The organism is Candidatus Thiothrix phosphatis (assembly GCF_035668035.1).
GTDB classification, from domain to species: Bacteria; Pseudomonadota; Gammaproteobacteria; order Thiotrichales; family Thiotrichaceae; genus Thiothrix; species Thiothrix phosphatis.
In genome coordinates, this window is record NZ_JAYMYJ010000004.1 from 1 (window position 1) to 25,573 (window position 25,573).

The 25,573-nt window shown below is 53.6% G+C and carries 30 protein-coding genes, 1 tRNA gene and 1 pseudogene; 15 read left to right on the forward strand and 17 right to left on the reverse strand.

All coding sequences use genetic code 11. The features are described 5' to 3' along the window. Positions 1 to 410, reverse strand: a pseudogene (locus VSS37_RS00245) (hypothetical protein); the annotation flags it as partial. A 62-nt stretch (positions 411 to 472) separates the two neighbouring features. Between VSS37_RS00245 and VSS37_RS00250 the strand changes: the two are divergent. Beyond that, a complete protein-coding gene (locus VSS37_RS00250; RefSeq protein WP_324692593.1) occupies positions 473 to 1,213 on the forward strand; it encodes a M48 family metallopeptidase in 741 nt (246 codons plus the stop codon). Here the strand turns inward: VSS37_RS00250 and yciA are convergent. From yciA to dusA, 5 genes are all read right to left on the reverse strand, one after another. Continuing rightward, positions 1,210 to 1,629: an acyl-CoA thioester hydrolase YciA gene (gene yciA, locus VSS37_RS00255; protein WP_324692594.1), complete on the reverse strand. Its 420-nt coding sequence runs from the start codon at positions 1,627 to 1,629 to the stop codon at positions 1,210 to 1,212. The genes VSS37_RS00250 and yciA overlap by 4 nt on opposite strands. Beyond that, positions 1,626 to 2,036, reverse strand: a complete 411-nt coding sequence (locus tag VSS37_RS00260; RefSeq protein WP_324692595.1) for a DUF302 domain-containing protein — start codon at positions 2,034 to 2,036, stop codon at positions 1,626 to 1,628. Before VSS37_RS00260 ends, yciA begins: the two co-directional genes overlap by 4 nt. Positions 2,037 to 2,114: 78 nt before the next feature. After that, positions 2,115 to 3,140, reverse strand: coding sequence for a chorismate transformation FkbO/Hyg5 family protein (locus VSS37_RS00265; protein ID WP_324692596.1), 1,026 nt, complete (start codon positions 3,138 to 3,140; stop codon positions 2,115 to 2,117). 72 nt (positions 3,141 to 3,212) lie between these two features. After that, positions 3,213 to 3,288: transfer RNA gene (locus VSS37_RS00270), tRNA-Asn, on the reverse strand. 40 nt (positions 3,289 to 3,328) lie between these two features. After that, positions 3,329 to 4,297: a tRNA dihydrouridine(20/20a) synthase DusA gene (dusA, locus tag VSS37_RS00275; RefSeq protein ID WP_324692597.1), complete on the reverse strand. Its 969-nt coding sequence runs from the start codon at positions 4,295 to 4,297 to the stop codon at positions 3,329 to 3,331. Positions 4,298 to 4,387: 90 nt separating this feature from the next. On the opposite strand from dusA, the gene VSS37_RS00280 reads away from it, so the two are divergent. Next, a complete protein-coding gene (locus VSS37_RS00280) occupies positions 4,388 to 4,582 on the forward strand; it encodes a hypothetical protein (RefSeq protein ID WP_324692598.1) in 195 nt (64 codons plus the stop codon). Between the two features lie 72 nt (positions 4,583 to 4,654). Here the strand turns inward: VSS37_RS00280 and mutM are convergent, their stop codons facing one another. Next, the gene (mutM, locus tag VSS37_RS00285) at positions 4,655 to 5,467 is read right to left on the reverse strand and encodes a bifunctional DNA-formamidopyrimidine glycosylase/DNA-(apurinic or apyrimidinic site) lyase (protein WP_324692599.1); all 813 of its coding nucleotides are present in this window, start codon (positions 5,465 to 5,467) and stop codon (positions 4,655 to 4,657) included. 69 nt (positions 5,468 to 5,536) lie between these two features. Here mutM and VSS37_RS00290 point away from each other — a divergent pair, with 69 nt between their 5' ends. Next, a complete protein-coding gene (locus VSS37_RS00290; RefSeq protein WP_324692600.1) occupies positions 5,537 to 6,808 on the forward strand; it encodes an O-acetylhomoserine aminocarboxypropyltransferase/cysteine synthase family protein in 1,272 nt (423 codons plus the stop codon). A gap of 44 nt (positions 6,809 to 6,852) precedes the next feature. Here the strand turns inward: VSS37_RS00290 and VSS37_RS00295 are convergent, their stop codons facing one another. From VSS37_RS00295 to VSS37_RS00305, 3 genes are all read right to left on the reverse strand, one after another. Beyond that, positions 6,853 to 7,374: an META domain-containing protein gene (locus VSS37_RS00295; RefSeq protein ID WP_324692601.1), complete on the reverse strand. Its 522-nt coding sequence runs from the start codon at positions 7,372 to 7,374 to the stop codon at positions 6,853 to 6,855. Positions 7,375 to 7,453: 79 nt separating this feature from the next. Beyond that, entirely contained in the window at positions 7,454 to 8,257 is an 804-nt protein-coding gene (gene murI, locus VSS37_RS00300) for a glutamate racemase (protein ID WP_324692602.1), read from the reverse strand. Positions 8,258 to 8,260: 3 nt separating this feature from the next. Continuing rightward, complete coding sequence (locus VSS37_RS00305) at positions 8,261 to 9,055, reverse strand: inositol monophosphatase family protein (protein WP_324692603.1); 795 nt, start codon at positions 9,053 to 9,055, stop codon at positions 8,261 to 8,263. A gap of 67 nt (positions 9,056 to 9,122) precedes the next feature. Here VSS37_RS00305 and hemH point away from each other — a divergent pair, with 67 nt between their 5' ends. Genes hemH through VSS37_RS00320 form a run of 3 tightly spaced genes read left to right on the forward strand, consistent with a single transcriptional unit; the run spans position 9,123 to position 11,880 of the window. Next, positions 9,123 to 10,235 (forward strand): ferrochelatase, encoded by a 1,113-nt coding sequence (gene hemH, locus VSS37_RS00310; protein WP_324692604.1) that lies wholly within the window; start codon positions 9,123 to 9,125, stop codon positions 10,233 to 10,235. Beyond that, positions 10,232 to 10,972 (forward strand): competence/damage-inducible protein A, encoded by a 741-nt coding sequence (locus VSS37_RS00315; protein ID WP_324692605.1) that lies wholly within the window; start codon positions 10,232 to 10,234, stop codon positions 10,970 to 10,972. Before hemH ends, VSS37_RS00315 begins: the two co-directional genes overlap by 4 nt. Beyond that, positions 10,969 to 11,880, forward strand: a complete 912-nt coding sequence (locus VSS37_RS00320; RefSeq protein ID WP_324692606.1) for an LpxL/LpxP family acyltransferase — start codon at positions 10,969 to 10,971, stop codon at positions 11,878 to 11,880. Before VSS37_RS00315 ends, VSS37_RS00320 begins: the two co-directional genes overlap by 4 nt. Here VSS37_RS00320 and sctJ read toward each other — a convergent pair. The 7 genes from sctJ to VSS37_RS00355 form a co-directional block, all read right to left on the reverse strand. Beyond that, positions 11,877 to 12,479, reverse strand: a complete 603-nt coding sequence (gene sctJ / locus VSS37_RS00325) for a type III secretion system inner membrane ring lipoprotein SctJ (RefSeq protein WP_324692607.1) — start codon at positions 12,477 to 12,479, stop codon at positions 11,877 to 11,879. The genes VSS37_RS00320 and sctJ overlap by 4 nt on opposite strands. Positions 12,480 to 12,505: 26 nt before the next feature. Next, positions 12,506 to 13,054: a hypothetical protein gene (locus VSS37_RS00330; RefSeq protein WP_324692608.1), complete on the reverse strand. Its 549-nt coding sequence runs from the start codon at positions 13,052 to 13,054 to the stop codon at positions 12,506 to 12,508. Between the two features lie 10 nt (positions 13,055 to 13,064). Continuing rightward, positions 13,065 to 13,430 carry a tetratricopeptide repeat protein gene (locus tag VSS37_RS00335; protein ID WP_324692609.1) on the reverse strand — a complete coding sequence of 122 codons (366 nt, stop codon included), beginning with the start codon at positions 13,428 to 13,430 and terminating at the stop codon, positions 13,065 to 13,067. 89 nt (positions 13,431 to 13,519) lie between these two features. Next, positions 13,520 to 13,720, reverse strand: coding sequence for a hypothetical protein (locus VSS37_RS00340; protein WP_324692610.1), 201 nt, complete (start codon positions 13,718 to 13,720; stop codon positions 13,520 to 13,522). 129 nt (positions 13,721 to 13,849) lie between these two features. Next, positions 13,850 to 14,068: an EscE/YscE/SsaE family type III secretion system needle protein co-chaperone gene (locus VSS37_RS00345; protein WP_324692611.1), complete on the reverse strand. Its 219-nt coding sequence runs from the start codon at positions 14,066 to 14,068 to the stop codon at positions 13,850 to 13,852. Next, positions 14,049 to 15,413 carry a type III secretion system inner membrane ring subunit SctD gene (gene sctD / locus VSS37_RS00350; protein ID WP_324692612.1) on the reverse strand — a complete coding sequence of 455 codons (1,365 nt, stop codon included), beginning with the start codon at positions 15,411 to 15,413 and terminating at the stop codon, positions 14,049 to 14,051. Before sctD ends, VSS37_RS00345 begins: the two co-directional genes overlap by 20 nt. Beyond that, a complete protein-coding gene (locus VSS37_RS00355) occupies positions 15,414 to 16,091 on the reverse strand; it encodes a hypothetical protein (protein WP_324692613.1) in 678 nt (225 codons plus the stop codon). It abuts the gene before it with no gap. 237 nt (positions 16,092 to 16,328) lie between these two features. Here VSS37_RS00355 and VSS37_RS00360 point away from each other — a divergent pair, with 237 nt between their 5' ends. The 9 genes from VSS37_RS00360 to sctN all read left to right on the forward strand — a co-directional run bounded on the left by VSS37_RS00360 (position 16,329) and on the right by sctN (position 25,568). Beyond that, positions 16,329 to 17,597, forward strand: coding sequence for a TGL-type protein-glutamine gamma-glutamyltransferase (locus VSS37_RS00360; RefSeq protein WP_324692614.1), 1,269 nt, complete (start codon positions 16,329 to 16,331; stop codon positions 17,595 to 17,597). Positions 17,598 to 17,735: 138 nt separating this feature from the next. Continuing rightward, positions 17,736 to 18,797 carry a type III secretion system cytoplasmic ring protein SctQ gene (sctQ, locus tag VSS37_RS00365; protein ID WP_324692615.1) on the forward strand — a complete coding sequence of 354 codons (1,062 nt, stop codon included), beginning with the start codon at positions 17,736 to 17,738 and terminating at the stop codon, positions 18,795 to 18,797. After that, positions 18,798 to 19,451: a type III secretion system export apparatus subunit SctR gene (sctR, locus tag VSS37_RS00370; RefSeq protein ID WP_324692616.1), complete on the forward strand. Its 654-nt coding sequence runs from the start codon at positions 18,798 to 18,800 to the stop codon at positions 19,449 to 19,451. It begins immediately after the preceding gene. Between the two features lie 4 nt (positions 19,452 to 19,455). Next, a complete protein-coding gene (gene sctS / locus VSS37_RS00375; protein ID WP_324692617.1) occupies positions 19,456 to 19,728 on the forward strand; it encodes a type III secretion system export apparatus subunit SctS in 273 nt (90 codons plus the stop codon). After that, positions 19,728 to 20,510, forward strand: coding sequence for a type III secretion system export apparatus subunit SctT (gene sctT, locus VSS37_RS00380; protein ID WP_324692618.1), 783 nt, complete (start codon positions 19,728 to 19,730; stop codon positions 20,508 to 20,510). Before sctS ends, sctT begins: the two co-directional genes overlap by 1 nt. Further along, complete coding sequence (locus VSS37_RS00385) at positions 20,507 to 21,559, forward strand: EscU/YscU/HrcU family type III secretion system export apparatus switch protein (RefSeq protein WP_324692619.1); 1,053 nt, start codon at positions 20,507 to 20,509, stop codon at positions 21,557 to 21,559. The genes sctT and VSS37_RS00385 overlap by 4 nt, the downstream gene beginning before the upstream one ends. Positions 21,560 to 21,640: 81 nt before the next feature. Further along, positions 21,641 to 22,168, forward strand: coding sequence for an NfeD family protein (locus tag VSS37_RS00390; RefSeq protein WP_324692620.1), 528 nt, complete (start codon positions 21,641 to 21,643; stop codon positions 22,166 to 22,168). Between the two features lie 29 nt (positions 22,169 to 22,197). Further along, positions 22,198 to 24,237: an FHIPEP family type III secretion protein gene (locus VSS37_RS00395; RefSeq protein ID WP_324692621.1), complete on the forward strand. Its 2,040-nt coding sequence runs from the start codon at positions 22,198 to 22,200 to the stop codon at positions 24,235 to 24,237. Next, positions 24,234 to 25,568, forward strand: a complete 1,335-nt coding sequence (gene sctN, locus VSS37_RS00400) for a type III secretion system ATPase SctN (protein WP_324692622.1) — start codon at positions 24,234 to 24,236, stop codon at positions 25,566 to 25,568. Before VSS37_RS00395 ends, sctN begins: the two co-directional genes overlap by 4 nt. The last annotated feature ends 5 nt before the right edge of the window (positions 25,569 to 25,573 follow it).

Here is a 25,573-nt window from a genome sequence, read left to right on the forward strand (position 1 = left end):
TCGACGACGATGGTGAAAGAAGAAACCCCTCCCAACCTCCCCTTGTCAGGGGAGGAGAAAGAGTCTGCGTCACTTCTTGCTCCCTCCCCTGACAAGGGGAGGGCTGGGGAGGGGTTTCTTCCCAACATTTCCGCCAGCCACGCATCCTGCAAATGGATATTGATGAAACCCGGCCCGGCGATTTCCACCTTTTCCGCCAGATCAGACAAATCCAGCGCCTCCAGCAGTTTGGCGGCCAGTTCACGCGGGTTGGTTTTCAACTGCTTGGCAGCGGCCATGACGCCATTGGCCTGATAGTCGCCGAATTCAGGGCGGGCGGAAGGCTTCACGATGGCGGAAACGGCGGCAGGCGCACCCAGTGCATGCAGCGCGGCGGTAATGCGGTCATCAAGCAGTTGGCGGATATTCATTGTTACGCTTTAGGTTGGGTCAAAACGGGGATTTTATGCGGCCTGCGGGGTAGAATCCACCCATGCAAACCATTCACTTGCAACTGCCGGATGGCCGCAGCCTGCGCTGCACGATCCGTTCCTCCCCCCGCGCCCGCTATATGCGCATGCATTTGTCTGCGGAAAAAGGGCTGGTGGTCACCCAGCCTACCGGCGTCAGCGCCCGCCAGTTGCAGCAATGGATCCACAGCCAGATGGGTTGGATTGCCGCCAACCTGCCCAAAGTTGAAGCGCAGGCGCAGTCACGGATACAAGCGCTGGTTCTGCCCGACACCATTGCGCTGCCCGCCATTGGGGAAAACCTCAGGGTTGTGTATACGCCAACGGCGCATGACAGGATCACGTTGTCCTACCGTGAAAACGCTGCGCTGCATTTGGCCGGGGCGGTGGCGGACACGCAAGCCTGCTGCCTGGCGCTGCAAGGCTGGCTGAAAGGGCATGCCCGCCAGCATCTGGGCGTCTTGCTGCAACAGGCGGCGCAGGAAACCGGCCTGCCCTACCACAGCTACCGGGTGAAAGGGCAGCAATCGCGCTGGGGAAGCTGTTCCACCCTCGGCAACATCAACCTCAATTACAAGCTGATGCTGCTGCCGCCGGAATGGGTGCGCTACACCCTGATCCACGAACTTTGCCATACGGTGGAAATGAACCATTCGCGCCGTTTCTGGGCGTTGGTGGCGCAGTTCGTGCCGGAATACAAAGCAGTCCATGCGCAGATGAAAAACGCGATGGCGCGGCTGCCGGGCTGGGTGAACGCCGGTTAAAGGTGGATGTCCGCCGCTATTTTCAGCGGACACTTGTTGCCGTTGCCGTCGATGGCCACGTAGGTGAAATCGGCTTCCGTGACCTGCCAGCGCAACTCTGTGTCACTGCTTTGCCACAGGGGTTTGATCCACACTTGCAGGTGCAGGGTGATGGAAGTCTTGCCGACTTTCTGCACCTCACCGTAGCAGCACACCACATCGCCAACCCGCACTGGGCGGATGAACTTCATGCCGTTGACCGCCACCGTCACAATCCGCCCTTTGGCGATCTCCTTGGCCATGATGCCGCCCGCGATGTCCATCTGCGCCATGATCCAGCCGCCGAAGATGTCGCCGTTTGGGTTGGTGTCCGCAGGCATGGCGAGGGTGCGCAAGATCATGGTTCCACGCGGGTGGACGGTATTGGCGTCTGTCATGTGGCACTTTCCTGATGCGCAGACAGCTTGTCAATTACGCGCAACAGCTTTTCCTTGGCAGCCTTGCCGACTTCATGCGCCGCATCGCTTTGCGCCAGCCCCAGCACGGTGACGGGATCCATAAAACTGACCACGACACTGCCCGGCGCAGACTCATACAGGATGAAATTGCAAGGCAGCAACGTTCCGGCATTCGGCTCCACCTCAATGATTTGTGACGCCAGCTTGGGGTTGCAGGCACCAAAAATGCGGTAGGGCGGGATGTCCTTGTCCATCTTGTTCTTGAAAATGGCCTGCACATTGACTTCGCTGACGATGCCCAGTTGCTCGTCCATCAGCACGGCGCGGACTTTTTCCACAACGTCGTCGAAAGAACCCTGAAGGGTAATATTGAATTCGTATGACATGAGTGTTCCTTCCTGTTGCAACGCAAAGGCGTAAGTCTAGGCCGCCACGGGCTGTGCGGGCAACGCAAAAGCGCAAACTCAGGCGTAGACGCCTTCCACTTCCACCATCAGGTCGGCGCGGCAGACATCGCCTTGCAGATACAGCACTTCCACCTTGCCTTGGGGGTTTGCGGGCGTTCCGGCCAAATAGCCTTCCAGACGCCGCCGAATCTGCGGCAAAGCGGATGGATCGTGCAAATAGACTTTCAACTGTTTCAGGTCGCGCACAGCGCGCGCGGGCAGGCCAATGGTGGCGTTGCCATGCTCCAGCAGTGCCTGCAAATTGCGCAAGGTTTCATCCAGTTGCGCCAGCGGATCGCCGACATGCAGGGTTTCATGCCCGACAATGCTGGTGGTGCCGGAAATATAGATATGTTTGCCCTGCCCCCAGTCTTTCACCGTTGCGCGCGAAAACGCCGGGCTGACCGGCCCATATTGGCGCGGATACAGGAAGGCGCTGGTCTGGCGTGGGTTTTCCAGTTGCGTCCCGGCGCTGCGGGCGGCAATGAAATACAGTTGCAAGCCAACCTGCTGTGTGCCGATGGCGGTCGCCGCAGGTGGTGAATAATCAAAATTTCCCCAGACATTGAGCGCGTCCTGCCTGCCCAGGCAAAAGGTTTGGTAACGGTTGAATTCGCCCTGTTGTGAGGTGATGGCCGGAAAATAATTCCACATGCGCAACAGGCGGGAGTAGCCGGTATGCTGCAACAGCTCGAACACATGCTGGTAAGCCATCTGGCTGGCGATGCGGAAATCGGGGAAATCCGCCTCTTCCAGCAACAGGTGCCCGAACAGGACTATGCCGTTTTCGCTGTACGTGACGCTGGCGCGCTTGCCATACCGCACCGGAACCGGACTCAGCCAGCATTCGGTTTGCGCCGCCCCCCCCACTAGCGGCAGGCCCACCTTGAACGCTGGCACATCCTGCTCCAACGCCATGGCCTTGTCGGCGAAACCAATCACCGCCAGCACATTCCGCCCCTGACTGGCAGCACCAATGTCATCGCTATCCAGCATCGTGAGGGATAAAGGCGGCAAACTGTACTGTGATGGTGTTACATTCATGTCCAGTTTCACGGAGCAGTGGCGCAAACAAAAAAGGGTTACACCGTAATGGATGTAACCCTCTGAATTTGTTGGCTCCCCGAGACGGACTCGAACCGCCGACCCAGTGATTAACAGTCACTTGCTCTACCGACTGAGCTATCGGGGAACTGTAGAGGCGCGTATTCTGCTAAATCCCCGACGAAAGGTCAAGCGATTTTTGCCGCCGCCTGCCGTAATAAATGTATTCCAGCTTCCGGCTTATGGGCGTTTTCACTGATCAGCCGCCGCCAGCCACGCGCACCCGGCATCCCCTGGAACAAGCCGAGAAGATGGCGGCTGAGATGGTTCAAGGGCGCGCCAGCATCCAGTTGCGCCTGCACATAGGGCAACAACGCCTCCAACGCCGCCTTGCGGTCATGGAAAACCGTTTCCCCGCCATAAATCTGCGCATCCACCTGCGCCAGCAACCACGGATTATGGTAAGCCTCCCGCCCCACCATTACACCATCGACATGCTGCAAATGCTGCTGGCATTGCTCCAGCGTGGTGATGCCGCCGTTGATGATGATTTCCAGCGACGGAAATTCTTGCTTGAGCTGGTAGACCCGTTCGTAACGCAAGGGCGGGATTTCACGGTTTTCTTTTGGACTGAGCCCTTTCAGCCAGGCTTTGCGGGCATGAACGATAAACGTGCAGCAACCGGCGTCCGCCACCGTGCTGACAAACCGGCTCAGACCCGCCTCTTCATCCTGCTCATCGATGCCGATGCGGTTCTTGACTGTGACAGGAATCCGCACCGCCGCCTGCATGGCGGACACACATTCCGCAATCAGCTCCGGCTCCGCCATCAGACACGCGCCGAATGCGCCTTTTTGCACCCGCTCGCTAGGGCAGCCGACATTGATGTTGACTTCATCATAGCCGTAGCCTTCGGCAATGCGGGCGCATTCCGCCATTTCCTGCGGCTCGCTGCCGCCGAGTTGCAGGGCGACAGGATGTTCAGCGGCATTGAAGCCCAAATGGCGGTCACGGTCACCGTGCAGGATCGCCCCGGTTGTCACCATTTCCGTGTACAAAATTGCCTGCCTTGTCAGCAGCCGATGAAAATAACGGCAGTGTTTGTCAGTCCAATCCAGCATCGGGGCTACGGTAAATTTCCTGTTCAGCTTCTTCATATAAGATACTTGTTTAACAATAGGGCGAACGGTTATTCCCACTAATCCGTTCACATTACACACCGGGCAATAGCAATCTGGGGGCTTCAGATGTTGGATACAGAAATCTTTATGTATTTTCTGATCGGGCTGGTCATTATCGGGATTCCATCTTTCGTTTTCTACCGCCTTGGCATGGATATTGGCGTCACCAAAGGCATCCGCAAACAACTGGTCAAGGAACTCATGGCCAATGGCATCCTGGAAGACGCCGACCTGTCGATCAGGGGCGCGCGCCGGAATTGACTCAGCGGCAAGCCGCAAGGCGATACGGCTCCGCCTGGACAGGCAGGAGAGGAAGAACCATCCATGGCTGGCTCAATGCTGGCAGACGGGACAGAACCAAGTGGAGCGCTGTCCCTGCGTGATCCGGCGGATCGGGCTTTGGCAGGCCGCGCAGGGCTGGCCCGTCCGGTCGTAAACCATCAGCTCAAGCTGAAAATACCCCGGCGACCCATCTTCACGTACAAAATCGCGCAAGGTTGTTCCCCCGCATTCAATGGCATGGGACAAAACCTGGCGGATGGCCTGCGCAAGCATGAGGTAACGTTCGCGGGATACGCGCCCCGCCGCCCGGCGTGGATCAATCCGGGCAAGGAAAAGCGCTTCGTTGGCATAGATATTACCCACGCCAACAACGATGTGGGCGCTCATAATGAACTCCTTCACGCTGACCTTGCGCATGCGTGACAGCCGGTAAAGGTGGTCGCCATCGAAACCGTCGCCTAACGGTTCCGGCCCCAAGCCGCGCAACAGGGCATGTTGCTGGGGATCTTCCTCCGTCCACAGCAAAGCACCAAAGCGGCGGGGGTCGTGATAGCGCACGGCTCTCCCGCTTTCCAACACCAGGTCGAAATGGTCGTGCTTGCGCGGTTCAAGCCCGGCATCCACGATCCGCAGGCTGCCGGACATGCCCAGATGGATCAGCGCCGTCCCTGCCTGCGCATGCAACAGGATATATTTCCCGCGCCGCGTCAGTTCATCCACCACCTGCCCTTCCAGTGCGTTGACGCCGGGGGGCACTGGCCAGCGCAACCGGGGCTGCCGCACCACGACGTTGGCGACAGTCTGCCCCCGTAACCAGGGCTCAATTCCTCGGCGGGTGGTTTCCACTTCCGGCAGCTCGGGCATGGCGTTCCTTCCTGTAGGCAAAACACAGGCGCTATGTTATACCTTCTCCTCCCACCAAGGAGGAATTCCATGAAGAAAGAAACCCTATCCATACACGCTGGCTACACCACCGACCCCACCACCAAATCCGTGGCGGTGCCGCTATACCAGACTGTTTCCTACGAGTTCGACAACGCCCAGCACGGTGCCGACCTGTTCAACCTTGCCGTGCCCGGCAATATCTACACCCGCCTGATGAACCCGACCAATGATGTGCTGGAACAGCGCGTCGCAGCGCTGGAAGGCGGCATCGCAGGGCTAGTCCTTAGCTCCGGCATGTCCGCCATCCATTACGCCATCATCAATATCGCGGAAGTCGGCGACAATATCGTCGCCACCCCACAGTTGTACGGCGGCACCTACACCCTGTTCGCCCACATGCTGCCAAAACTGGGGATTGAAGTCCGCTTTGCCGAAAATGACAGTGCTGAAGCCATCGAAAAGCTGATTGACGCCAAAACCAAGGCTGTGTTCTGCGAAACCATCGGCAACCCGGCGGGCAATATCGTCGATATTGAAAGCATCGCCGCCGCCGCCCATCAACACGGCGTGGCGGTTATCGTCGACAACACGGTGGCAACGCCGATCCTGTGCACCCCGATTGATTACGGCGCAGACATCGTCGTCCACGCGCTGACCAAATACATCAGCGGCCACGGCACTTCACTGGGCGGCATCATCGTCGATTCCGGCAAGTTCCCGTGGGCGGAACACAAAGACCGCTACCCGGTCATGAGCCAGCCGGAACCTTCCTATCACGGCGTGGTGTATACCGAGACGTTCGGCCCGGCGGCCTTCATCGCCCGCGCCCGCACCGTGCCCTTGCGCAACACCGGCTCCGCCCTGTCGCCGTTCAACGCCTTCATGATCATGCAGGGGCTGGAAACCCTGGCGCTGCGCATGGAGCGCCACTGCGACAACGCCATCGCCGTCGCCCAATATTTGCAGGGTCATCCGAAAGTCGAGTGGGTGAATTTCGCGGCGTTGGAAGGCGACAAGTACTACGCATTGGCGCAAAAGTATTTCAACGGCAAACCTGCCTCACTGATGACTTTCGGCATCAAGGGCGGCTTTGAAGATGGCGTGAAGTTCTACGACGAGCTGAAACTAATCAAACGGCTGGTGAATATCGGCGACGCCAAATCGCTGGCCTGCCACCCAGCTTCCACCACCCACCGCCAATTGACGCCGGACGAACAGCTGAAAGCAGGCGTCAGGCCAGAAACCATCCGCATCAGTGTGGGCATCGAACATATCGACGACATCATTGCCGATCTGGAGCAGGCGTTCGCCGCTGTCTAAGGCAAGCGGGAACCAGGGGGGAACAGCTTGTGTTCCCCCATCTTTCATTTCAAGGCGGCGAACGTCATCACCAATTTGCCTGCGCCGTCAAACAGCTTGAGTTCCGCGTCCGTTTTTTCCAGCTTTTCAACACCGGGCAATGCCGCCAAGTATTTGTCTTCCCAGTTGCCGCCCGCCACAAACGAAGGGCAGACAGCCTCTTCGCACTTGCGCTTGGTGGTTTCAATGCCCTTGACGCCGAACAGGGTGTCGGTCGGGTTGACAAACGTGCCGGTATAGCTATTGCAGCCGGAATAGCCCGCCACCGTGCCGTTATGGAAGCCAATGGTGATGTCCAATTTTTCCGGCGGCGCTTCATCATTCAGCTTGACCAGCCGCCAGAATGAACCATCCAGGTTGCGGTGGTAACGCTCAGGCAGCAGGCAGACGACCCCCTCCTGCACCGCATCGGGTATCGGCGGCAGTTTGGCCTCAGGCGCAGCTTTTGCCCCCGCCGCCCCTTCCGCCTGCACAGCGCCCACACCCAGCGCCAGTATGACGCAACACACGATTCCTATTTTCTTCATAGAACTCCCTCTGACATAAAACCAACCCTATCAATCTAATATGAAACGTCCTGTGCTGTCGCAACCTACTTGCCAATCTTTACCCATAAGGGGCTGGGAGTAACGCGAGGTTGATGTGGTTCCGCCATAAGGTTTGCATGCTGATGAAGTGCTGCTCGTCCTCCCGGCTGGAATAAAACCGGACATCGCCCTCCGCCGCGCTGCCCCGGCGCAATGCATGCTTGTCCAGCACCCGCATGAGCTGGTGCGTCACTGGCGTACTGGTTTCCAGCACGGTCATGCGCCCATGTGTGACGACGTGGATGGCGTCGGAAAGGAATGGGTAGTGCGTGCACCCCAGCACCAGCACATCGGCACCCGCCTCCAGCAGCGGCAGGGTATAGTGCTTGAGCAACTGCATGAGATCCTCACTGCTAAAATCCCCCGCCTCCACATGCTCGACCAATCCAGGGCAAGCTTGCGTAATCACCTCCACATGGCCAGCATGCTCCTTGATCAGCCGGTGCAGCCGTGGGCTGTTGACCGTTTGCTGGGTGGCCAGCACGCCAATCACGCCGGTTTGGGTCAGGTGCGCCGCAGGCTTGACCGCAGGCTCAATCCCCACCACCGGAATCGGCAGGGTGGCGCGCAGAAATTCAACGGCATGGACAGTCGCGGTATTGCAAGCCACCACCAGCACTTTCGCCCCCTGACCCAACAGGAACTCCGCCACCCGCTGGCTACGGTGACGGATGTAGTCCGGCTCCTTGCCGCCGTAAGGCGCATGCCCGGAATCGGCCACGTAAATCAGGTCTTCGGCAGGCAGCAGGCGGTGAATTTCCCGCAACACCGAAATTCCACCCAACCCGGAATCAAACACGCCAATGGGTAGCTGGCTCAACATGGGCTAACCGTTTTCCTGCAAAAAGCGAAGCCACGCGGCGAACAGTTCGTGGTCGGGGGAAATGACCGCCGAACGCGGCTCCAGCGCCGCCTTGAACACTGGCTCGCCCTGCAACGTACTGGCGTGACCGCCCGCTTCAGCCAGAATGAGGGTTCCCGCCGCCAAATCCCACAGTTTCATCCCGCCATGCAGGTAAATATGGCCGCGATTGGCCGCCATCCACGCCCATTCCAGCGCACAACTGCCTAGGTTCCGCTGGGAGCCGTAAGGAGGCCGCTCCACCAGCGCGCGCCGCAACGGCATGGGAATCCGTTTGAAGTCAATGATCGCCACGGCGTTGGGCAAGTTAAAGCCGCTGCTTCGGCAACGCAGCGGCTCGCCATTAAGCCATGCGCCCTGGCCTTTTTCCGCCGCAAACATTTCGTCCCGCACCGGATCGTAGGTCAGCGCCAGCACCACTTCCCCTTGCTGGATCAGGGCCAGGGAAACCGCAAACAACGGCAACCCTGCGGCAAAGTTGCTGGTGCCGTCCAGCGGGTCAAGGCACCACAACGCGGTGGATTCGCGCAGCAAACGTTGCTGTTCCCCATGCCCCATCTCTTCGCTCAGAAACGCAATTTCAGGCCATTGCTGGCGCAGGAATTCCCGGATGCGCCGGTCAGTCGCCAAATCCGCCTCCGTCAACAGGCTGCCATCCTGCTTGAAGGCAAAACCTACCCGCGCGAAACGGGGCAGGATTTCCTCCTGCGCAATTTGGCGTATTTCCGCTGTCAACACTTGCAAATCAACCCGCATCATTTAACCTACCAACAAAATTTTTCATGCTAACAATACAGGGATACCCGCCCATGGACAATTCACCGCTGTGAACCGCTTCATCAACGAAAAGGACTACTTCCACGGCAAATCGGAATGCGTCGGCGTATTGCTGGTCAACCTGGGCACGCCGGATGCGCCGGATACGCCTGCGTTGCGCCGCTACCTGAAGGAATTTTTGTCCGACCCCCGTGTGGCGGAACTGCCCCGCATCATTTGGTATCCGATCCTGTATGGCTTCATCCTCAACAAGCGCCCGGCGGCCAGCGCGCTGAAATACCGCGAGGTGTGGACAAACAATGGCTCGCCCCTGATGAGCATTTCCCTGCAACAGCAAAAGGCGCTGCAAAAGGAAATGGAGATCCGCTTTGCCGGGCCGGTCAAAATCGCCATCGCCATGCGTTACGGCAACCCATCCATCCAGTCCGGCCTGCTCAAGCTCAAGGAAGGCGGGGCGCAACGCATCCTGATCCTGCCGTTGTATCCGCAATATTGCGCCGCCACCACCGCCAGCACCTTCGATAAAGTTTTCGACGAACTCAAGCGCTGGCGCCGGATGCCGGAATTGCGCCTGGTCAGCCATTACCATGACCACCCCGGCTATATCAGCGCATTGGCCGACAGCATGCTGCGCCATTGGGAAAGCCACCCGCGCGGGCAAGTGCTGCTGATGTCTTTCCACGGCATCCCCAAACGCAGCCTGCTGCTGGGCGACCCCTATTATTGCGAATGCCAGAAAACCGCCCGGCTGCTGGCGGAAGAACTCAACCTCAGGGCGGGTGAATACCGGGTCACGTTCCAGTCGCGCTTCGGCAAGGCTGAATGGCTGCAACCCTATACCGACAAAACCCTGCAAGCGCTGCCCGGCGAAGGCGTCAAAAATGTTGATGTCATCTGCCCCGGCTTTGCCGCCGACTGCCTGGAAACACTGGAAGAAATCCAACAGGAAAACCGTGTTTGCTTCCAACAGGCAGGCGGGGAAAACTATCATTACATCCCCGCGCTCAACGCCAGCGCCAAACACATCCAGACGCTGGCCGACCTCATCCAGCAACATACCCAAGGCTGGCCAGAAACCGCCACACACTGGAATGAAGCATCGCAGCAAAAACGGGCGGAAAAAACCTTGCAACGGGCCATCGGCAAAGGAGCAAAAAAATGAAGGTAGGGCTAATACTGATTGGTGATGAACTTCTCAGCGGATTGCGCCAGGACAAACACATGGCGGCCATCATCGGCATCCTGCAAGCACGCGGCCTGCAACTGGGGTGGGTACGCATGATTGGCGATGACTGGGAACTGCTGGTGCAAACCTTGCGCGAAACCCTACAAAGCGCTGAAATCGTATTCAGCTTCGGCGGCATCGGAGCCACGCCGGATGACCTTACCCGGCAGGCCGCAGCCGCCGCATCAGGCCGCCGCTTATGGCGCCATCCGCAAGCCGCCGCATTGATCGAAAACCGTTTTGGCGAAGGCGCTTACCCTAACCGCATCCGCATGAGCGACCTACCGGACGGTTGCATCCTGATCCCCAATCCTGTCAATCAGATTCCTGGTTTTAAACTCGGCAATCACCACTTTGTTCCCGGCTTTCCCGACATGGCCTGGCCAATGGTGGAATGGGCATTGGATACATTCTATCAACCCTATTTCGAAACCAGCCCGGCCGTGGAACAGCGCTGGTTGCTACGCGAGGTGATGGAAAGCGAACTGATTCCCATGATGGAAGAATTGCTCACCACATTCCCGGATGTGCGGCTTTCCAGCCTGCCCAGCACCACGACCCGCCGTCAGATCGATTTTGGCCTCAAGGGCAAAGCGGCGGCGCTAGAGCCAGCGGCCATATGGTTCAAAGCGCGCATGCAAGCTGACAAAATCAGTTGTGAACAGCTGCCATGAATGCTTTTCCACTGCGCCTGCTTGCCCCCAAACACTGGCTGACGTGGGCAGGTGTTGGCTTGTTGTTTGTAGTAGCGTGGCTGCCTTGGCGAGCACGGCGTTGGCTGGGCAAACGTTTGGGCGCTTGGCTTTACCGCCACAATCACAAGCGCCGTCACATTGTGCTGACCAATTTACGCCTATGTTTTTCTCATTTGGATGAGCCCCAACGCGAAGCAATGGCACAAGAACACTTGCAGGAATACGCTTGCGCCCTGCTTGACTACAGCGTGCTATTCTTCCGTTCCCGACACTGGCTTTACCAACGCATTCACATAGACGGACGCGAACACATTGATCGCGCCATTGCAGCACAGCAAAATGTCATACTGTTGGTGGCTCACTCTGTATGGTTGGAATTCGCTGGAAGCGCTTTAGGAGAACATTACCGAATAACTGGTTTCTATAAACCTTTCAGCAATCCGATCGTCAACTGGTTGGTTGCCCGTAGCCGTCTGCATGACGCCGAGGTCATTGTCTCACGGGAGGAAGGCATGATGAAGCTGATCCGGACACTTGAACCGGGACGACTAATGTTTTTTCTTCCAGATGAAGACCATGGCGAAAAATATTCAGTATTTGCTCCCTTTTTCGGCATACCCAAAGCCACACTGACCACACCAGCCCGCCTAAGCAAACTCACAAATGCGGTGGCGCTGCCGGTTATCGCCTATTTTAATCAACGGGATGGTCGTTATCACATTACTGTTTCATCACCATTGCCAAACTACCCATCAAAAAGTGAAAGCCAGAACGCCGAAAATCTGAATATGGCTCTACAACAACTGGTCGAAGCTCACCCTCCCCAATATATGTGGGTGTTAAGACTATTCAGAAGCCGTCCGGCAAATGAAGAACCCTTTTATTAATTTTTACTTACAAACTGGGCTGGCACCATGACAACAGAGACTTTGTCGTAGGTTAACCCCTCAATACTTTTTTCAACGATCATTTTAATTTCCGACTTCATATCTTCTAAACGGTAAGCCGGATTATACTTAATAAATACGGATGCAGAGGAAGGTTTGATCTCTTCATTGGCCGGATTGTTTTCCGGCAATACAACATGTACCCGAGCCACCAACACACCATCAATTTGTGACAGGGTTTCCTGAACACTTTGGGATAAAGCAAAAATAAAACGAGCCCGCTCTTCCAATGGAGAAGAAATTAGTCCTTCTTTTTTGAAAAGCTCACCAATGGTGGCGACTTTTTCTTTGGGGTAGCCGTACTCTTTTAGAATAGTAACTGCCTGAGGAATTTGAGAATCATCAACATACAGATAATAGGTGCCTGCTTTCTTATCAACGGTCTTTTCTGCAGAAATTTTACTATTCAGCAAAATAGATAGCATACTATTAGCATCGTTTTCCGGCAAATTACTATACAATTCGCTTTTACACCCAGTTAACAACATCAGCAGTGAAATACTGACATAAGGGAGAATTCCTTTATTTATCGTTATCATTATAATAATGGCCTCGTATTGCAATACTAGCCGGCGGCACGGAATAATGTCTTAAACCCTTGAGAAACCAAACTAACCGCCGCAGTGACAATATGCATTTTGGAATCCCACATCTGCATGTTTGCACCCCACCGGGTTAACATACGTTGATAATCAGAAGATGCGGATAACGTTTCCCGCGTACTTTTAACATTATCTTGAAGTGTCTGAGCAAAGTCTTTATCTGCACTGACAGCAGGGTACGTCCGCATATCACTCTGCGAAGAATTGCTCTGAGCCAAATAATCTGTGAAGCGCGGCATATTATCAAAACGCGATAACATGTCATGATAACCAGCATCGATATCTGCGGCCTTGTTAATCAGCAGAGTTTTAAAATCAACCGACTCTGAACCCTCCGCCTTATTCAGTTGTAAAATGGGTGTTTCCACCTTAGAAGGATTGACTTCTTCCGAGGTTCCATGCTTCAGAATATCATCAAATCTTTTAACATCGCTCATGGAAGCAGTTGGCAGCTGTTGTAAGCCTCCCGCCCCCAGAGAAGATGACATATTAACCAATGCGCCAATATCCATTGTTTTCTTCCTAACTATTCAGGTATGCGCTAGCAATACTGCGTTCATCCTGATTGCCCAACCTCATAACTTCTTCAAAAAATGCTTTGGCCTCATCAACTTCCCCTTTTTGAGAGAGGGCAATACCCAAGAAGCATTTTGCACTCATATGCTCAGGTTCCAATTGCAAAATCTGATTGCGCAAAATATCAATGGCATAGTCATAATCACCTGCGTATACCTTGGCAATTGCCACACCCATTTTGATTGGTATTTGCTCAACGCCAATGGCTTCAACGCCCTCCATAATCAGTTGAGAACGCTTGATATCCCCTTTGAAACAAGCCATATAGCCCGTCTGAGACATTAATTGCAATAATTCTACGCTCGCTTGCATATTTCTTTCCCCAAAAACGGCGCCATGAAATATCATGACGCCGCCATTTTGAACAATACTCGTCAAATGAATAGCGTTAAGCCAATTGCTTAACCGTTAGCCATACTTTGAGAGATTTGATTGGCAATGTTCTTGATTTCACTGGATGCACCCCGAGAAACTGCTTGCTCGGAACTTTCAGAGTCATGTTGGATGCTAGCCTGCGTCATTTGCATGTTTGCGTCAGAGGCAGCCTGAAGCGTACTTTGAACATTGCTGACCGAAGTGGACAGTGCTGAAGTAAGATCCATTTGAAATTCTCCTTCAATATTAAAAATAGATAATAAACAATAAACGGATTCCCGATGTAGAAACATCAAACGCAGAGAATCCAAACTTCCATTTACACATTGCGTTCCATGCAATTTCTGGACAACCCACTACTGATGAGCCTGCGTCCAAAACTGCTCAACAACCTCGCAACTTGCTTCCAATGCCATCAAGAATTTATTCAATCGCTCATACTCAACAGGAGTCACACCCTGATTTAGCTCAGAACGCACTTCCGATGCCGCTTGATTGAACTTATCAAGAAGGTCAGCTTTGTATATTCCTGATGTATCATCCTGAAGATTTTGTTCAATGAACAACATTGCCATTATTTTTTTCCTCAATGCCATAATAGAAGGGTATGTCCACCCCGTTATTCGTTAACACCACATGATCAGGCTTGATGGATTTGACGAAATAATTTTCACCCAGTGCCGAGCCTTCCATATATTTTTTTCCATCCTTGGCTACCAGAAATGGCACTTTACCGACGCTCACGCTCCTAATGGCCAACCTAATACGGTTACGTACATCCGTCACTTCCAAGACAATTGCCGGGCCATTTTTATGAACATCAAGAAACTCATCCCGCATGGCCTTTAACTTTTCAATTTCCAGCTGGGTAAGTTCGCCATTGACTATAACTTTCTTTCCATCAGTAGTGGCCTGGATACGGCTGGAAAGCCCTTTTTTCTCGATGAGCTGCACAAAGCTCGCCAAATAACTATCCATTGATTGCAGGGCTTCATCCGCCACACTGCGCACGCCACCCACATCATTCAAGATACTTGCACGAACCTGATCCCAGGCTGCCGTTTTACTGACAAAGCCCTCTGCAACCAACTCCCCACCAGCCTTGCCTGGCTTGATCACAACCTTTGGCTCCCCCATCGCACGACAAATCATACTGGCGTTATCCACCATCTCATCCTGCGCCCAAATACGCAGCCTAGTATTGATGTTCGCCCCTTGAATCCTGCTCAACAGCTCATTGCGTTCTTCTGCTGAATGCGTATAGCCCTCCACACTGACTGAGCCGTCTGTCTCATTTATCAGCTTGAAGTCCCGCTGTCCCAGCTCATCCATCAATGTGGCAGCCCGCTTCTCTGCTGGTGCCAACATCCCAAAACTCTCCAGTAAACGGTTGAACTGAGGTGCCCAGTAAATCAAGTTGGCAAGCAGCAACAGCCCCAGCCCAAGCATCAACCAAACCCGCCCACTCCAACCGGCCTTCGCTGGCGGCTTGACAGGCATTGCCTTCATCTTTTTCTGCCCAGCAGGTGATTCAGCTTTGTCGGCCGCCTGCTTTTTAGGGTCGGCGGCTCTGGAAACTGCAGTGCTTTCTGTTACGGATTTGCTGGTTGCCTTTCTGGCGTCAGTCACCTGAAACTCAACTTTACCCAACCTGACTGTCTGGAACGCCAGCAAATCCACACTTTCCTCCGCCATTTCCGCCCCATCAACAAATACGGGACGCGCCAATGGCTGAAGTGTGATGCTGCTTGGCGTAATCAACAACTGGACATGTTGGTCTGCAATATTCTCATCATGCAGAATAATGTCGCTATTCATCGAGCTTCCAATAACCAGGCTGCCTGTTTTTAACCTGACAACAGCGCCCGCATTGAACCCGTTTAATACTTTTAGAATGAAAGACGTGTGCTGGACTGCCATTTATTCGGCCTGTTTTTTGTGATTAACCACATCAACCACATCAAATCCAGGAAACTTCTCATCGGTTTTGACATCCCAAGCGGCTCCCAGGCCGCCTACTGGATCTTCCGAACTGAAATTCACCACGCCATTCTTGTCTTTCCAGCGATAAATTTGGCGACGGCTTAACTCTTGTGTATCCATGACCTTCGCCATCTCCAGCACCGAACTGATAAAACGTTCCGGCCCAGTGAAATAAATGATGTTGTCGACTTCGGAAATTTCCCACTGGAACCGGTCATCCAACACCTGAAGACGCTTCAGGGCATTGGTAAACTCCTGTGGGGACATTTTTTTCATGCTGACAGAGCCTGTCTGCACCTCATCTTCCTTGTAGACGAACAATGACTCCTTGTCGTAATACCAAATCAACCCATAATTTTTAACCATATCATTGAAGATGTCCTCCGGCGTCCGCTCCTGTACATGCAAACTGACGACATCCTTAATCTTGGGGCTCACTACAATAGGAATATCTTGTTGAGCAACCAACGTCTTTAACAAATCACTCAAGGATTCCTGGTCTGCAAAATGCGAATACTTCTCCGCCTTCCAAGGAATGGGCGCGGCAATAGATGCAGACACTACAAACAACAACAGTAGCGCCCCCCATCGATACCCCAAAATTGTTTTATACATAGCCACACACTTCCTGGGCAGACAAGACATCTCCCTAGGGTTATCGATTTGCCCACATACATCCAGCACCAGAATGATAAACGCGGAAGATTCACTCCTTAGTGGATCACATCCAGACATCGCCATGTTGGTTATCCGACAATATCGTCCTTTTATCCTTGTACTCCCAACCCTTGCCAGCACAGGTAACTTAGGATTTGGCGACAGCCATTGTTTCGCAATTCGGGAGCATCCAGGATGCCAACATATATCTCCATCCCTACCAGCGCTCAGGAAACCTTTACAGCATCCCCCTCCCTCCTGAGCGACACCGCAGCAGGAGACACCCAATCCAGCAGGGAAAGCAACGTTGGCACACCCGCAACCGGTTTGGTTGGGCTTGCAGTTCTTCCCTTGATCTCGCAACTGTTGCAACAGTTTAGCCAACAACAGGACAACTTAGACAATAACACCCCACAAACACCCGCCAGTCCGGAAACTCCTGAGCCGGAGCCAGTGGCATTGACTGACTCAGAGCAACAACTCCTGAACGGGCTTTATGCCGCTGATGGCAGCGGAGCCATTGCGGCCAAAAATGTTGTCGTCCTGAATGGGGCCAACACCGATCAACGCCTGAACGAAGGCGACACCCTGATTGTCCAAGGCGCTGATGGCAACGAAATACTCCACAAAACGCTGACAACAGCTGACCTGTATGACCTGCGTTTCCGTGAAAGCATGCTTGACACAGTGTCATCCATCGGTAGCGGCTGGGAATTCAGTGAAAACCTAGTGCATATCAAGGGCACTGAACTAACGCAGCCGGAGACCCGTGCCTACACCACCAGCGGTGGCCAAACCTCAACCGAGACGGTATTGGAACGGAATAACTTTTGGGAGGTAGTGCAACGCGGCTCCAATCGCTATTTACTGATGCGTGAAACAGATAACTCAGGCAATGCAGTGCTTCCATCCGACGCCATCAACGATATTTTCGACAATCGCCAAAACTATGCCTTTGACTGCGCAACGCCAATGCGCCTGTTAAACCTGAAAGCAACCCTGGACACCATTGGCGTGGACGACTTCAATGGCCATGCAGGCCGCTTGTTGCTGTCTTCCTGGTATGACCAACACGATGCATCCGGCTTTGATGGTGGCTTCATCACCACCGTACGCACTGCGCAAGCCGGGGAAATCAACGTAAACGGCGTCAGTAACCTGAACGGTGAATCAGCTTTATTCGATCCAACCAAAGGCGATACCCTGACACCAGGGGCGGTCTATTACTTCGACTTGCCCGGCGACAAGCAATCAGCATCACAAGGATGGAACGCAGTCTATATCGGGCGCAATGAAGACGGCACATACCGTTTCTGGAGCACCAATATCGGCACAGTCAATGTCCACTTCCAAGGCAGCTCATGGCTCCCGGAAGGCACATTTGACGGTTACTATCTAGGTGCCATCAACGCCACCCCGAACACAATACGCCTGCAAGACTGGGATGCTGACCGCTCAGTCTAATATTGCCACCGCACAACCCAAACAAGATTGCACTCTACTGAATGTGACCGCAGACTTACGCCCTGATACCGCCAGTTTTCAACCGTAAACCACTGCCTTGTTGTTCCGCATGGACAACATTTCAGGATAACAATCATAATGGGAAACCCGCAGATTCGTTTCACGCCAATCAAGCTACCGGCTCAAGCCTCCTATGAGGCTCGCCTGAACAATATCTTGTTGAACAAGACAACTGGATTCGGCTTTTCCCTGGATGATGAACAACTGTTCCATTTCCAACTACAGCCAGGCGACCTCAGCATCCAACATGCTTGCCCCGTCAGTTTGACCCTGGAAATTGGCAACACCACAGCAGGTTTGTGGCTTTCTGGCTGGCCGATGGAAGAGCAAATACGCCAATTTGTCCCACACGGCTTATTACGGGAGCTACCCGAAAACCTCGCCATCAGCATCATTGAAAATGCCCTCACCCCTCTCTTGCAAGAGGCAGAAAAGGCGCTAGAACTGAAAATTAGCATCCAATCCACTTCCGCTGAACCGCACAGTCCGCTATATGCCATGCCACTTGGCTTCAGGATGCAAACCGTCCTCCAAAAAAATAATGCGCCCATATTTACAGGCTTTGGATTATTGCTACTGGATCCGCAGCTTTACCCTTATCTGCAGGAACGGCTCGGGCACTGGCCATCGGAAACCAACCTGGATTGGGATGAACACCACACCCCTTTGCGATTAGAAATTAGCCGTATCATTTTTTCCATGCAGGAGGTCAACCAGTTAGAACCTTCCGACCTGATTCTTCTGGAGGAAACCCGATTTGTAGAGGATGGTCTGCTCAGGTTACGTCTGGATTCGGGCTATTATTGCGAGGCCACGCTCAACCGGACACAACAATCAAACCTGACCGTCAATAGCGAGTGGATGCCCATGAGTAATAACGAACAAAAACAAAATATCGAACACATCAGCCAGATACCCGTACAGCTTTCTTTTGACCTAGGAGAAAAAACCCTCTCATTTAATGAAGTCCGGCAATTGCATCCCGGTTACATCCTGGAACTAGGCAAAAGTCTACCCGAAATTGTACAGATACGTTCCCAGCACCGTTTGATTGGAACAGGAGAATTGGTTGAAATCAATGGACGGGTAGGTGTGCGCATCCTCAACCTGTTCAACAAAAAAGCCAAGGCCAGCCAATAAATGGACAGCTTCCCCAATCCAGTCATATTACTGGCAGCCCTTACCTTACTGGGGCTGGCACCATTCCTCGCCATTATGGTCAGCTCATTTGTCAAGTTGACGATTGTCATGCATATTATCCGCAGCGCACTTGGCCTACAGCAGGAACCGCCTAACATTGCGGTTAGCGGAATCGCCATTATCCTATCCATTTACATCATGGCTCCGGTCGCCATGGAAACCTACGAAATATTCAATACCCACGGCATTTCCATTGAGGATATCCGCAATCCTTTGCTGCCAGAAGCCCTGCAAAATAGCACAAAACCATTGCAACAATTTCTCACCAAACATTCCAGCGAAACTGAAAGGCAGTTCTTTGTTCAAACCACGCAAAAAATATGGCCGGAAAAATATGCAAAGGAAATTACCACTGATCACCTACTGGTATTAACACCCGCTTTCATGGTCAGTGAACTGACCACAGCGTTTCAGGTCGGTTTTCTGCTTTATCTGCCCTTTGTGGTCATTGACCTTATTATCTCCAACCTCTTAATTTCCATGGGCATGATCATGCTGTCGCCAATGGTGATCTCGCTGCCATTCAAACTGCTGCTATTCGTCCTGGTAGATGGATGGTCGCGCCTCATCCACGGTCTGATCCTGAGTTATTGACGCCATGAACGAAACTGAAATCATCCATAACACCTCACTGGCCATGCAACTCATCCTGTACCTGTCAATGCCTTCCATTCTGGCTGCGACAGTGGTTGGCTTGGTCGTTGGCTTGCTGCAAGCGCTGACCTCCATTCAGGAACAAACACTTCCACATGGCTTCAAACTGATCGCAATCATGTTCGCCATTGCTGCGACAGTGCGCTGGATGGGGCCGGAACTGATCTCCTTCATGCAAAATGCCTTTGACCAGATCCCCCTGATAAAGCACTACTAATGGATCTACCAACCATCCAGAGCTGGCTGTTGGCATGGGCGTTCACCGCCCCAAGGGTATTGGTCACATTTGCACTATTGCCTGTCCTGACCGAGCCGGTTCTTCCCAGCACCTTACGTAACGGCATCATTCTTATATTATCGATGTTCGTCCTGCCATTGACGCATGAACAGTTTCTTAACATTAAGCCAGACACCCTCAGCATGCTCGGCATTATGGTCAAGGAAGGGGTGTTGGGCTTATTGCTTGGCTATACCCTGAGCATTCCATTCTGGGCCGTCAAGGCCGCAGGTTTCTTGATAGACATGCAGCGCGGCGTTATGAGCAGCCTGTTCTTTTCCCAAATGACCGCTGACATGGTGTCTCCGCTGGGTAATCTGTTCAACATGTTTCTGACCACCCTGTTGCTGGTGTCAGGCGGATTTCTGGTGCTGTTGAAAACCTTGTTCCTCAGCTATCAGACTTGGCCAATTGACCAGTTCTTTCCACAGATCAACCTGGAGGTTGCCTCATTCTTCCTCCAGCAACTGGATTTGCTCCTCTACACCAGCCTCCTGTTGGCAGGGCCATTGATAGGCATCATGTTCCTGATTGATTTCGGCACCGGCTTGGTCGGGCGCTTCCTTCCACAGCTGAACGTTTTCCTGATTACCATGCCAATCAAAAGCGGCCTCACTTTTTTCGTGCTGGCGCTGTATATCGAACTGATCGCAAAATATCTCAAGGATGGCTTTTTCAGCATGGGCGATAACCTAAAAATCCTGGACGCCTTGTTACGATGAGTGGCGACAGCTCCCAGGAAAAAACCGAACAGCCGACCTCGCGCAAACTGGAAAAAGCCCGCGAAAAGGGTCAGGTGGCGCAAAGTAAAGATGTCCCCTCCGCACTGATTATGCTGTTCACTGTGCTGTATTTTTTCCTGGCCTGGAATTGGATAGTGGAACAGTTCAAGGAAATGTTTTACGCCATACCGCAATTATATGCCCTAAGTTTCCCCCAGGCGCTGGGAATCGGCCTCAAGCTCATGCTGGAAAAATCCCTGATGACCATTGCCCTACCCTTTGCATTCATGACAGTAGTTGCTGGCATCCTGGGCCATATCATTCAGTTTGGCTTTTTATTTTCACTCGACCCGATAATTCCCCGTCCAGAAAAGATCAGCCCTTCCAGCGGCTTCAAACGGATGTTTTCCGCAAAACAGTTTGTAACCACGCTGATTTCCCTGCTCAAAACCCTGATTGTGGCCGCCGTCTTGCTGATAGTGGTGCGCACCGGCATCAGCGAATTGGTGCATGCCCTTGAACAATGCAATGTGGAATGCCAAAAAAGCGTTGTTGAACACCTGACCCGCCAGCTTATCCTGTATATCCTGCCACTGCTGCTGTTCATGGCCGTCCTGGACTTCCTGTTCCAGCGCCAACAGTTCACCAAAGACCAACGTATGACCAAGGAAGAGGTCAAGCAGGAAATGAAAGATATTTTTGGCGACCCCCATGTTCGTGGTGCCCGTCAAGGCATCCGCCGCGAATTGGCTGAACAAGACATTCAGAAGCGTATCCGCACCGCCCGCCTGCTCATTCTTGACATGGGCATGGCTATCGCCCTGCAATATGAACAAGGCGTCATGCCATTGCCAATCATCGTTGCTATCGGTAAAGGCAATATGGCGCGAAAAATGGTGGAAATCGCCACCGCCGAAAACGTGCCTTTAGCCAGCGATCCTGCACTTGCACAGGAATTGGCTGACAAAGGTAAAATTGACCAATATATTCCGGAAACCACCATTAGCAAGATAGCGCAATTACTGCGCCAAACTAATACCAAAAAATAGCGCCAAACCAGGATAAGCGCGCCGAATTTTACGATGGGCAAGCCTTACCTGCAGAACACTTCTACCTATAATGGACGCACTATGGAACAAGACAATCATAACAAGACATTCATCCAGCGGATGCAAGACTGGTGGAACGGGTTAAGGCAAATCAACTTGCGGGCACAGGCGCATTACACCGTTTTTCGCACCACCCAAAATATAAAAAACAAAAACGGCTTTGTTAAACAGTATCAGAACCGTTTTATGGCGGGGTGGGAAAAATGGCTGGGTATAGGCGCTGGCGTAACCGGCTTATTGATGCTGTTAAGCCCCGACAGCCTATGGCGTTGGCAATTTTTCCTGATATTGCTCGCTGTGTTATGTGCGCCTTTACTAACCGACTTTTGGAGTGAACTCACAAGAGTTTTTACCGAATACCCTGGCAAACAGTTCATTGGCCAAGTCATCACGCTGGAACAACCGATCGTGGATGGCTTTGGCGGCATCCGTTTAGATAACCAAGACTGGCAATTGGCAGGTGTTGACTGCGCCGCAGGTTCAAGCGCCAGAATCATCGCCGTCAAAGACCGGACATTATACATCACGCCCATTAACCGGCCTGCATAGCACCATCAAAACTCAGGAGTGGCTTTTCCATGCAATCCACCCGATCACAAGATTTTCTCAGCGCACTGACGCGGCGCAGCGATGTGGCGTTAGCATTGTTACTGGTGGCCATCATCGCGATGATGATCCTGCCAATGCCGACCCTGGTGATCGACATATTGATCGGTTTGAACATGAGCATCGCCATCCTGCTAATGATGCTGGGCATTTACATTTCCCACCCATTGGCGATTTCTTCCTTCCCATCCATTTTACTGCTGACCACCCTGTTCCGGCTGTCGCTTGCCATCGCCACCACCCGGCTGATCCTGTTGGAGGCGGATGCCGGTCATATCATCCAGACCTTCGGGGAATTTGTGGTGGGCGGCAACCTGATTGTCGGTTTGGTTGTCTTCCTGATCATCACGATCGTCCAGTTCATTGTCATCACCAAAGGCTCTGAACGTATTGCAGAAGTCAGTGCGCGCTTCTCCCTAGACGCGATGCCTGGCAAACAGATGAGTATTGACAGTGACCTGCGGGCGGGCGTCATCACCATGGCGGAAGCCCGCCATCGCCGTGAAAATTTGGAAAAGGAAAGCCAGCTATACGGCGCGCTTGATGGTGCCATGAAATTTATCAAAGGTGACGCCATCGCAGGCATGATCATTATTTTGGTCAATATCCTCGGGGGCCTGGCAATCGGCACGATGCAACGTGGCATGGCGATGGGCGACGCACTGCAACTCTATTCCATCCTGACTATCGGTGATGGTTTGGTTTCCCAAATACCCGCACTGTTTATTTCCATCACGGCAGGCATTATTGTGACCCGTGTGCGGGCAGAAAATGACAATAATCTTGGCGCCGACATTGGCGGACAAATGTTGGGCCAACCCAGTGCGCTTCTGGCAGCAGCTGGCATTGTGGGTGCAATGGGGCTGGTTCCTGGCTTTCCAACAGCTGTTTTCCTATTCCTGGGCGCACTGATGGGCATCACTGGCATGACTTTGCGCAAAGTACAAACCCAATTGGAATTCGCTGACGCCGAAGTCACCACCGTTATCGGGCAGGAAGATGCGGGCAAATCACCCCAATTGACTGCGGCGACCGACACCAAGCTGGCGCTGGAAGATATGTCACCCCTATCACCCGTTTTGGTCGAATTGCCTGAACAAGCCAGAACCCTGTTTTCTGTAGAAACCCTAAATCAGGACTTTATGCGCATTCGCCGCGAATTCTATCAGGATATGGGTGTTCCACTGCCTGGCATTAGCTTACGTTTGTCCTCCCGACTGGAGCCTGACGCCTACCAAATCGCCATTCGCGGCGTCCCAGTTGCCCATGGGAAACTCAAACCAGCGTTGCCCGACCCTGAAGCGCCCAAGCCTGCGGAAGACAAAACCAGAGCCGAGCTGGTCGCTAACCCGCGGGAAACACCGGATAATATCCGGCTAATTAGCCTCCATCTTGCCTATGTGTTGCGCAAACAAGCCGCCGAATTCATTGGCATCCAGGAACTTCACACCCTTTACAGCAAACTGGAGCAGGCTGGCTACCTGGAACTGGTGCGGGAAGTGCAGCGCGCCGCCAACGCCTCCAAAGTGTCGGATGTTTTCCGCCGCCTGCTGAATGAGGGCGTCTCTATCCGTGATTTGCGGCAAATACTGGGCACATTGGTGGAATTTGGTGAAGCTGAGAAAGACAATGGCATGCTGGCCGAACGGGTGCGCATCGGCCTGAAACGTCAATTGTCCTATTCCTTTACCAATGGAACGGGCGTCCTGCCCGTCTACATGTTTCCTCCAGAAACAGAAAAACTGTTGCAAAACAATATGCGCCAGACACCTAACGGGGTGTTCTTCTCGCTTGACCCCGCCGCCGCCGACCGTTTCACCAATACCTTGCGCGAGCTGGAAGCGGAGCACGCCAAAGACAAAGTCCGCCCTGTCATCCTGACCAACGTGGATTTGCGGCGGCATATCCGGCGGCATATTGAAATCAACTTCCCCGACTTGCCAGTCATCTCAGTGCAGGAACTCACGCCGAATGTTTCCCTTAATCCAGTTGGCGAGGTGCGTTTGACATGAGCCTCCGCACACCTCTCAGCCATGTCACCGACAAAATGCGCGCCTCACTGCTGAATTGCCAACCGCTGCTGCTGCATGGCCGCATCGTGCAAGTCACGGGAACCGTCGTCCGGGCTATCGTCCCACGGGTCAAGCTGGGGGAACTCTGCATTCTCAGGAACAGTGGCGATAGCCGCGAAATACCGGCGGAAGTTATCGGCTTTGAACAAAATATTGCCCTATTAGCCCCTATCGGCGATATGCAGGGCGTCTCCGCCCACACACAAGTCATTACAACCGGCAAGGTTCTGGAAGTCGGCGTGGGCGAAGGGCTGCGCGGCTGTGTGCTGGACGGCATCGGCAGGGTGCTGGACAGTCGGGGACTGGCACCTCCGGAACCTGAAGAACATTATCCTATCTACGCCTCGCCTCCCGACCCATTGGCGCGCAACCGGGTCGACACCCCTTTGTCGTTGGGCATCCGCTCACTGGACGCCTTAATCACCTGCGGAATTGGCCAACGTATCGGCGTCTTCGCTGGGGCAGGTGTCGGCAAAAGCTCGCTGTTGAGCATGCTGGTCACACACGCTGACGTAGATGTTTACGTTGTGGCGCTGATTGGCGAACGCGGGCGTGAAGTCCGTGAATTCATCGAGGAATCGCTCGGTGAAGCTGGCATGAAAAAAACCATCCTGGTGGTGGCAACTTCTGATCGCCCAGCAATTGAACGCCTCAAAGCCGCCTACGTCGCCACCTCTGTCGCCGAATATTTCCGCGACAAGGGCAACAATGTATTGTTGCTGATGGACTCGCTCACCCGCTTCGCCCGCGCCCAACGTGAAATTGGTCTGGCGGCCGGGGAAACTCCTGCCAGACGCGGTTTCCCGCCATCTGTCTTCTCAGAATTGCCCAAACTGGTGGAGCGTGCGGGCAATTCCAGCCAGGGCTCGATCACTGCTTTCTACACTGTCTTGGTGGAAGGCGATGACATGAGCGACCCGATCGCAGACGAAGTGCGCTCGCTACTGGATGGCCACATCATGCTGTCGCGCGACTTGGCGGCAGCCAACCACTATCCGGCGGTGGACATCCTCGCCAGCCTTAGCCGTATCATGCCGCAACTGGTCAGCCAGCAACACCGCGCAGCAGCCTCCCATTTGCGCAACCTGCTGGCCAAATACAAGGAAATCGAGTTCCTATTGCGGGTCGGCGAGTACAAACATGGCTCTGACCCCCTGGCTGATGAGGCCATCCGCAAGATGGATGAAATCCAGCGTTTTCTCAAGCAGCCCTCCCACGAATATTCCGCCTTTGACACTACGGTCAACTGGCTGACACAACTGGCAGGATAAGCAGC